The organism is Congregibacter sp. (genome assembly GCF_047617445.1).
Taxonomy (GTDB): Bacteria; Pseudomonadota; Gammaproteobacteria; order Pseudomonadales; family Halieaceae; genus Congregibacter.
The window spans coordinates 1-7,693 of sequence record NZ_JBLGBE010000119.1; the positions used below are offsets into that span (position 1 = coordinate 1).

9 protein-coding genes are annotated in these 7,693 nt (G+C 53.9%); 6 read left to right on the forward strand and 3 right to left on the reverse strand.

Annotation, left to right across the window (positions count from 1 at the left end):
- Positions 1 to 130 precede the first annotated feature (130 nt).
- The 3 genes from ACI9KD_RS16440 (at position 131) to ACI9KD_RS16450 (ending at position 2,779) form a co-directional block, all read left to right on the forward strand.
- Positions 131 to 982 carry a VacJ family lipoprotein gene (locus ACI9KD_RS16440; protein ID WP_414982253.1) on the forward strand — a complete coding sequence of 284 codons (852 nt, stop codon included), beginning with the start codon at positions 131 to 133 and terminating at the stop codon, positions 980 to 982.
- 131 nt (positions 983 to 1,113) lie between these two features.
- Positions 1,114 to 2,304, forward strand: a complete 1,191-nt coding sequence (locus ACI9KD_RS16445) for a SpoIIE family protein phosphatase (protein ID WP_414982254.1) — start codon at positions 1,114 to 1,116, stop codon at positions 2,302 to 2,304.
- A complete protein-coding gene (locus tag ACI9KD_RS16450) occupies positions 2,297 to 2,779 on the forward strand; it encodes an STAS domain-containing protein (RefSeq protein ID WP_414982255.1) in 483 nt (160 codons plus the stop codon). The genes ACI9KD_RS16445 and ACI9KD_RS16450 overlap by 8 nt, the downstream gene beginning before the upstream one ends.
- Positions 2,780 to 2,838: 59 nt before the next feature.
- Here the strand turns inward: ACI9KD_RS16450 and ACI9KD_RS16455 are convergent, their stop codons facing one another.
- The 3 genes from ACI9KD_RS16455 to dusA are packed head-to-tail and all read right to left on the reverse strand — an operon-like array spanning position 2,839 to position 5,313.
- Positions 2,839 to 3,306, reverse strand: coding sequence for a TerB family tellurite resistance protein (locus tag ACI9KD_RS16455; protein ID WP_414982256.1), 468 nt, complete (start codon positions 3,304 to 3,306; stop codon positions 2,839 to 2,841).
- A complete protein-coding gene (gene tal, locus ACI9KD_RS16460; protein ID WP_414982257.1) occupies positions 3,303 to 4,256 on the reverse strand; it encodes a transaldolase in 954 nt (317 codons plus the stop codon). The genes ACI9KD_RS16455 and tal overlap by 4 nt, the downstream gene beginning before the upstream one ends.
- 25 nt (positions 4,257 to 4,281) lie before the next feature.
- On the reverse strand, positions 4,282 to 5,313 hold the full coding sequence (gene dusA, locus ACI9KD_RS16465; RefSeq protein WP_414982258.1) for a tRNA dihydrouridine(20/20a) synthase DusA: 1,032 nt from the start codon (positions 5,311 to 5,313) through the stop codon (positions 4,282 to 4,284).
- A 220-nt stretch (positions 5,314 to 5,533) separates the two neighbouring features.
- On the opposite strand from dusA, the gene ACI9KD_RS16470 reads away from it, so the two are divergent.
- The 3 genes from ACI9KD_RS16470 to ACI9KD_RS16480 all read left to right on the forward strand — a co-directional run.
- Positions 5,534 to 6,799 (forward strand): dipeptidase, encoded by a 1,266-nt coding sequence (locus ACI9KD_RS16470; RefSeq protein WP_414982259.1) that lies wholly within the window; start codon positions 5,534 to 5,536, stop codon positions 6,797 to 6,799.
- A 3-nt stretch (positions 6,800 to 6,802) separates the two neighbouring features.
- Positions 6,803 to 6,979, forward strand: a complete 177-nt coding sequence (locus ACI9KD_RS16475) for a hypothetical protein (protein ID WP_414982260.1) — start codon at positions 6,803 to 6,805, stop codon at positions 6,977 to 6,979.
- The coding region (locus ACI9KD_RS16480; protein ID WP_414982261.1) for an aminotransferase class V-fold PLP-dependent enzyme at positions 6,976 to 7,693 on the forward strand (718 nt) is incomplete at its 3' end. The genes ACI9KD_RS16475 and ACI9KD_RS16480, both read left to right, overlap by 4 nt.

Consider the following 7,693-nt stretch of genomic DNA (forward strand, 5'->3'; position numbering starts at 1 on the left):
CGCTGAGCTGTCTCAGCGCCTTGCGACCGGTGAACGTGGGGGCAGCGGGCAGTGTCAGGGCACTGGCTGGACGCCGCTGAAGAATTTTAATGGGGCGGGCGTAATCGCTTCAGGCGGCTCCGTCGTATAATTGGCAGAATCAGGCCTGTTAAAGGTCGGTAGAGAAGGTCGACAGACGAGACTATCGGGTATCAAGGATCAAGACATACATATCGGGTCAGAGGCGGTTGTTTCGCTGACTGATTCATCGGTCCACGCCAGGATGTTGCTCTGGCGCGAAGTAGTGGTGTGCGCGGTGTTTTGTCTGTGTTTCTTGCTCGCTCCCGGTTCACAAGCCAACGAGGACCCCTTGGAGGTCATCAATCGGCCGATGTTTGCGCTCAACGACGCGCTTGATCGCTGGGCCCTCAAGCCTGTCGCCAGAGGCTACGACTTTGTGATGCCAGCGCCCGCTCAACGCGGTGTGAGTAACTTTTTTGCCAATCTCTATGACGTTACCAGCACCCTAAATGCGGTGCTTCAGTGTCGATGGGAAGGGGCCTCTCAAAGCGGAGGGCGTTTCCTGGTCAATTCAACGCTGGGCTTAGCCGGGTTGTTTGATGTTGCAACACCGCTGGGTATCGGGCCCTACCGCACAGATTTTGGTCATACGCTGGCCTTGTGGGGTATCCCTGAGGGACCTTACGTGATGTTGCCGCTGTTCGGCCCCAGGACCTTTCGAAGTGGCACAGGACTCCTCGTAGATACCTTTACGCTTTCTGTGCCCCCGTATATCCATAATCGAAACGTTCGTAATTCCATCTGGGGTCTAGAGCTTGTGCACGGCAGAGCCAGACTACTGGACGCCGATGAGTTGATCTCAGGCGATCGCTACATTTTTGTTCGTGATGCTTACCTTCAGCAGCGGGCCGCCTTTGTAAACGACGGCGAGTTGCAGGACGATTTCTCAGATTTTGAGGACTCCTGGGACCAGGCGTTCTAGACTTCGGCATATTTGAGTCGCGCTGTAATGCTGCAAAACTGTGAATTCCTCCTCAAAGCTGTAAACCTGGGTTGCCTGCCGGCGGACGCAGGCGTAGGGTTCCGCTAATTACTTTGAAGAAGCATTTCTGAATGGCCTATAGCGGTAAGGTTCTGGTCATTGACGATGATCTGAACCGGGGCAGCAATCTTGCTGACCTGGCTTCTACTGCTGGCTTTACCGCTTCGGTAGAACGCTCCCTCGACTCCTTTAATGCATCACTGGGTGAAGGCAGTGATTGGGATGTTGTGCTGTGTGACGTTCAAGCTACGCCAAAAGCGTGGGCTGCGGAGGGCGCGAGTCTTCGTGAACTCAATATTCAAGTGCCTGTGATGATGTTCAGTAATGAGCCCCGCTCTGCGAGCATGATGCGCGCACTGAGACTGGGGGCGAATGACTTTTTCGCTACTCCGGTGGAAGATTCTGAGGCCCTGTTGGCGTCCATAGAGCGCTGTGTTCGATTGCGTACGATGAGCCGTGAGCTTCGGCGATCACGTCAGGACCTGGAGGCCGCTAATCGCGAGCTTAAGAACACCGTACGGGTACTGGAAAAAGATCAGCAGGCCGGCAGGCAGGTGCAAATGCGAATGTTGCCCACGTCACCTATGGTGGTCAGCGATTACATGTTCAGTCATACGATCATTCCATCGCTTTACCTCAGCGGTGACTTCACTGATTACTTTACTGTTGACGACCATTACGTCGTGTTTTTTATGGCTGATGTGTCGGGTCATGGCAGTTCCTCGGCTTTCGCCACGGTGCTTCTCAAAAACCTGTTTGCTAGAAAGCGCTCAGATTATCTGCGCCGCAGCGACAATACGATCTTGGGTCCCGTAGCGATGCTGACACTGGCGAACCGGGAACTCTTGGAACTGGATGTCGGCAAATATGCCACCATGGTGGTCGGCGTCTTGGATCAGCTTGAAAACAGCTTGCAGTACAGCGTGGCGGGCCATCTGCCTTTACCGGTACTCGTGTCGGACGCGGGTGCCAAGTACCTAGAAGGCGAAGGGAACGCGGTAGGTATGATGCCCGATGCCCGGTACAACGAGTATTCTTTGGATTTGCCAGAAGCCTTTATGTTGGCGCTTTTTTCCGATGGCATTCTCGAAATTTTGCCGCCCAAAAATCTGATAGAGAAAGAGGCATTTTTTCTCGATGTGTTTTCTCGAACTGCGGACACGCCTGACGAATTAGTTTCGCAGTTGGGACTGGATACTGCAGAGACCGCACCCGATGATATAGCCGCGTTGTTTGTCAGTAAGCGAGTCAGCGGTGAGTGAGGGGCAAGTCCTTGCGGCTCAGGAGAGCGGCGCTTATGTGCTGATGTTCGTGGGCGATGTGCGACTGACGCTCTGTGCCTCTATCGAAGAGTATGTCGAGAATATGCTCAACGATCCGCAGTTCAGTAGTGTTTGGGTGGATCTTTGTGGCGCTCAGGGAATCGACAGTACAACCCTGGGGCAGCTTGCGAAGCTAGCGATATCTGTCCATAAGCGGTTTGACTTTCGTCCAGCAATTTACTGCTGCGATGCCGGTATCAATCGGCTTCTTGGGAGCATGGGTCTGGACCGATTGTTCGAGATGCACGAGAAAACCTGTTGTGCGACAGGCAGTGGCCAAAGTATCCCTATGATTCCTGGCAGTGAAGACGATGTTCGTGAGAAGGTGCTTGAGGCTCATCGAGCATTGATGGATGTATCCCCAGAGAACCGGACCCGGTTTAGCGAGCTTGTCGCGACCTTGGAGCGTCGATGATTGGGGCCTACTAAATTGACCCCGCGAAACACATAGCCGCTTTTGACCCTTAAGTTGTTCTAGTTGTTGCTGGGCGCGCTGTCAATTGATGCTTTGGCGGTCAGTTTGCTCCGGATGAAATCTTCGTGCTTTAGATAAATTAGTTCGCCAACCCGACGAATGAGATGTTCTTCGTACTTACTCAGTGATTTGTCCGCATAGGCTACTCGCCACATAGAGCCAACCAAGTCGAACTTTTCGTCGTAGCTGTAGTGATCGTTGATCAGTCGGGTGAACTCATACAGAGATGTTGCGTCGTCAACAGCATCACTCGCCTCACTAAGCAACGAGACCACAGTCATGTGATCTAGATTCAGACTGCTACTGAGTAATTCCAGCATTGCCGCTTCTTCCACAGCATCTTGCTGAAAGTCCGCTCTTGCGACTTCGATAAGTAGCGCTGCGGCAGCGAGTCTTCGGGTTTCGTCGGGGCTTTGTTCCGAGTTACCGGCTGGTTCCGTAAAGAGCTTTCGTAGCTTTGCGATCATAGTGATTCAATGAGCCTTTCAAGCCGCTTTTGGTCGGCGATAAAATTCCTTATGCCTTCGGCAAGCTTCTCCGTCGCCATTGCATCCTCGTTGACGCCCAGGCGAAAGTTGCTTTCATTCAAGACATTCTTGGCATCGTCTGAGCTCGCTCCAGCAGGCGATAATTGTTGCGGTAGCTCATCCGTATCATTGGCGAGTACCTCAAGGAGTGCCGGACTGATAGTCAGACGGTCGCAGCCGGCGAGTGCTTCTATCTCGCCGACATTGCGGAAACTCGCACCCATGATAACGGTTTGGTATCCATGCTGTTTGTAGTAGTTATAAATCCGCTCAACTGACTGCACGCCAGGGTCGTCTTTACCGCTACTGATGGAAAGTTCTCGCTGCGCTTTGTGCCAGTCAAGAATGCGTCCGACAAAAGGAGAGATAAGAAAGACTCCAGCGTCCGCACAGGCCTGTGCCTGCTCAAAGCCAAACAGGAGCGTCAAATTGCACTGTATGCCTTCTTGTTCCAGTTGTTGTGCGGCGCGAATACCTTCCCAGGTGGAGGCGATTTTTATCAGTATGCGATCTTTTGCAATGCCGGCTTCTTCATACAACGCGATTAATCGTCGTGCGCGATTTTTCGTTGCATTGCTATCAAATGACAGTCGGGCATCGACCTCAGTCGATACACGCCCGGGCACGATGGAGAGAATCTCCTGGCCTACGCCTATCGCAAAGTAATCACAGCAGGCGGCTAGTTGTTCGCTCCGACTGCCAGTTTCGGACGCGGCTCGCGCTTTTGCAGACTGCAGTAGCGTCTGGTAATGAGGTAGCGCTGCAGCTTTGAGAAGCAATGAAGGATTTGTCGTTGCATCGATCGGCGTATACCGGCGAATCGCCTCGATGTCGCCCGTGTCGGCAACGACGTCGGTCATGGTCTTGAGTTGGCTCAGCTTGTCAGTCATAAAAGTGTCAAATTCCTTTAGCGGATCAGGCAGCGCACTGCGTGACTTCATTCACCGCGGCGCGGAGTACGTCCGCGCCAGCGCCGGGTCGATGCGCTTGCTCACTGAGCAAACGCCGGTAGCGTTTTGCACCGGGTACTTCCTGGTACAAGCCCAGTACATGGCGGGTAATTTGATTCAGTCGCGTACCGTTGGCCAGTTCTTTCTCTACATAGGGCAGTAGTTCATCGATGATATCTTCGCGGTAGCGTGGCGACTTTGGCTTACCAAACAGCTGCTGATCCAACTCAGCGAGCACCCAGGGGTTGTGGTAAGCGCTGCGCCCAAGCATAACCCCATCGACCTGTGACAAGTGTGGCTCACAGTCTTCGAGGGTTTCAATGCCACCGTTGATCACGATAGTGAAGTCGGGGAAGTCCTGCTTTAAACGATAAACCCAGGGGTAGTTCAGGGGCGGGACTTCACGGTTTTCTTTGGGGGATAGACCTTTTAGCCAGGCTTTTCGTGCATGCACGATAAACACCTTACATCCGCCTTCTGCAACCGTACCTACAAAGTGGCATAGCTCTTCGTAGCTCTCCATGTGATCGATACCGATACGATGTTTTACCGTCACCTCAATATCACAGGCGCCTCGCATAGCGGAGACGGCGTCTCGCACCACCTCTGGCTCAGCCATGAGGCAGGCGCCAAAGGCCCCATTTTGAACTCGATCAGAGGGGCAGCCGCAATTGAGGTTGACCTCGTCATAACCCCAATCTTCGGCCCAGGACGCGCAGCGTGCGAGATCCTGTGGATTTGAGCCGCCAAGCTGCAAGGCGATAGGAGTTTCTTCAGCATTGAAGTGTAAAAAGCGGTTTCGGTCACCGTGAATCAGTGCTCCGGTGGTGACCATTTCTGTGTACAAACGGGCATGCTGACTAAGCAGGCGCCAGAAATAGCGGCAGTGCCTATTTGACCAGTCCATCATTGGAGCGGTGCAAAAACGCCACGGCGAAGTGATGCTCGCTGACGCGTCATGCGCGTTGGCCGCATTGATATCAAGAATTTCGCTCATCCGGGTATTGTAAATGGCTCTCGCCTTTCTTGCAGCAGCTATACAACGCCTCATTGCGTAGGTCGGACAGCGGTGAGACCTTGAATCCAGCTGCGGCTGAGGTCTGTCTGCTACTCGCCAGCTGTTTCAGACTGGCAAAGAGTGACCGCAGACAGCACAATGACCATCATTTTTCTGATCGTAAATTTCCAAATTTTGATACAAAACAGGGCGGGGCAGTATGCGTAGTAAATTACACAATCTATGTTTGATGTCGGCGACAGCACTACTTGGCAGTGGTCTAACGCTGATGCCGTTTGCACAAGCGGCGGAAACGGGTAAGCACATGGTCATCGACGGCCATAACGATCTGCCCTGGCAGTATCGCGAGCGCTTCGGTAACAGACTTAAGCCCCTTGATGTCTCCAAGCGGCAAGATCAGATGGATCCCCCCTTGCACACGGATTTGCCTCGATTACGCGAGGGAGGCGTGGGGGCGCAGTTTTGGTCTGTTTACATACCCATCGAGACCTACGGCGGTGCACCCGGTGACGCTTCTTTGGTGCTGACGCAGATGGATGTGGTACGACGTTTGGTTGAGCGATACCCCGCTGATTTGGCACTTGCGATGACGGCGGAGGATATTCGCAGTGCCTATGCGGACGGTAAAATTGGCTCGCTCATGGGTATTGAGGGCGGTCATGCTATCGAAAACTCTTTGGGCACCCTGCGTTCGCTCTATGCGGCGGGTGCTCGCTACATGACGCTCACACACAGTAAGGGCTTGGCTTGGGCGGATTCTGCGACGGACGCCGCCCGGCACGATGGGCTTACTGAGTTTGGTGAGTCTGTGGTTCGAGAAATGAATTACCTGGGGATGCTCGTTGACTTGTCTCACGTGACTGAGGCGACGATGCATGATGCTCTGGACACTGCTACTGCACCGGTTATTTTCTCCCATTCCTCGGCTCGAGGCGTCGCTGACCATCCCCGTAATGTGCCTGACAGCGTACTGAAACGTTTGCCGAAGAACGGTGGTGTAGTGATGGTCACCTTCGTTCCGGGATACATCTCTCAGGATCGCCGGGATTGGGATCTCGCGAGGACCGGAGAGGAAGCTAGCTTGAAGGCTATGCATCCCTACGATGAGGAAAAACGCAGGGATTTACTCACGAACTGGGAATCCTCAAATCCCAAGCCTGAAGTGACATTGGCGCAGGTTGCGGATCATATCGACCACATTCGCAAGGTGGCTGGCATCCAGCATATTGGTGTGGGTGGTGACTTTGATGGCATTAGTTCGGTAGTGACAGGACTTGAGGATGTGTCTACCTATCCTGCGCTTTTTGAAGAGCTCAAAGCCCGTGGTTACAGTGACGCTGACTGTGAGGCTATTGCCGGCGGTAATGTGTTGCGTGCACTTGAGGCAAGTGAGGCCGTTGCGCAGCTTCTCCAGCGCAAGCGTCTTGCGCAAGACCCCCCGGAGATCGATGTCAGCGGGGCGTGATTGATGTCTGAGGATATGCAGCGTGCAAGCGCTATGGAATTGCCGCTTGCAGGTCATTTCGATTGGGTGCACCCACAGACCCAAGCTTATGATCGCGTACTCGATGCGGTATTTGACGTACTGAGTGTGTCGATTCAGCCCATGCCACAGGCTCACTCTCAGCCATCTCAGCAACCATGAGCGATCTTGCAGCGTCTTTGGATGCCGACGATCCGCTGGCGCATCTTCGGGAGCATTTTCAGCTGCCCCGGGGCGTGGTGTATCTCGATGGTAATTCGCTGGGCGCTTTGCCTCGAGCGGTGACTGATGCGGTGAAGGACGTCGTCGAAAAGCAGTGGGGGGAGGACCTTATAAGCAGCTGGAATACACATGATTGGATTCGCTTGCCAACGAGGGTGGGTGAGCGCATAGCGCCACTTATTGGCGCTGCGCCAGGACAGGTGCTGTGTACCGATAGTATTTCGGTGAATCTGTTTAAGCTCCTGGCTACCGCCATGGATTTGAATACGCCGCGTCGGGTGATACTCGCTGTGGACGAAGACTTCCCTACGGATGCTTACATAGCGCAAGGTATCGCGCAGTTGCTCGGGGAGGCTCGCTGTGAGCTCCGCCGTGTCCCCGCCAGTGATATTGCCTCGGCGTTAAACGAAGACGTAGCGCTGCTGATGCTCACTGAAGTGAACTATCGCAGTGGTGAGCGTCATGATATGCAGAAGTTCACCGAGGCTGCACATGCCGTGGGCGCTATGGTGCTTTGGGATCTGGCACATTCGGCCGGTGTAATCCCCATGGAACTCGATGCCTTGGACGTGGATATGGCCGTGGGCTGCGGCTACAAATACTTTAACGGCGGTCCAGGTGCTCCGGCAGTCTTGTATGTGAATGAGCGCCATC

Bases quoted from the DNA above. Each gene is read 5' to 3' on its own strand.
- ACI9KD_RS16455 (WP_414982256.1), bottom strand. From the start codon at position 3,306: ATGATCGCAAAGCTACGAAAGCTCTTTACGGAACCAGCCGGTAACTCG.
- ACI9KD_RS16475 (WP_414982260.1), top strand. From the start codon at position 6,803: ATGTCTGAGGATATGCAGCGTGCAAGCGCTATGGAATTGCCGCTTGCA.
- tal (WP_414982257.1), bottom strand. From the start codon at position 4,256: ATGACTGACAAGCTGAGCCAACTCAAGACCATGACCGACGTCGTTGCC.
- ACI9KD_RS16470 (WP_414982259.1), top strand. From the start codon at position 5,534: ATGCGTAGTAAATTACACAATCTATGTTTGATGTCGGCGACAGCACTA.
- ACI9KD_RS16445 (WP_414982254.1), top strand. From the start codon at position 1,114: ATGGCCTATAGCGGTAAGGTTCTGGTCATTGACGATGATCTGAACCGG.
- dusA (WP_414982258.1), bottom strand. From the start codon at position 5,313: ATGAGCGAAATTCTTGATATCAATGCGGCCAACGCGCATGACGCGTCA.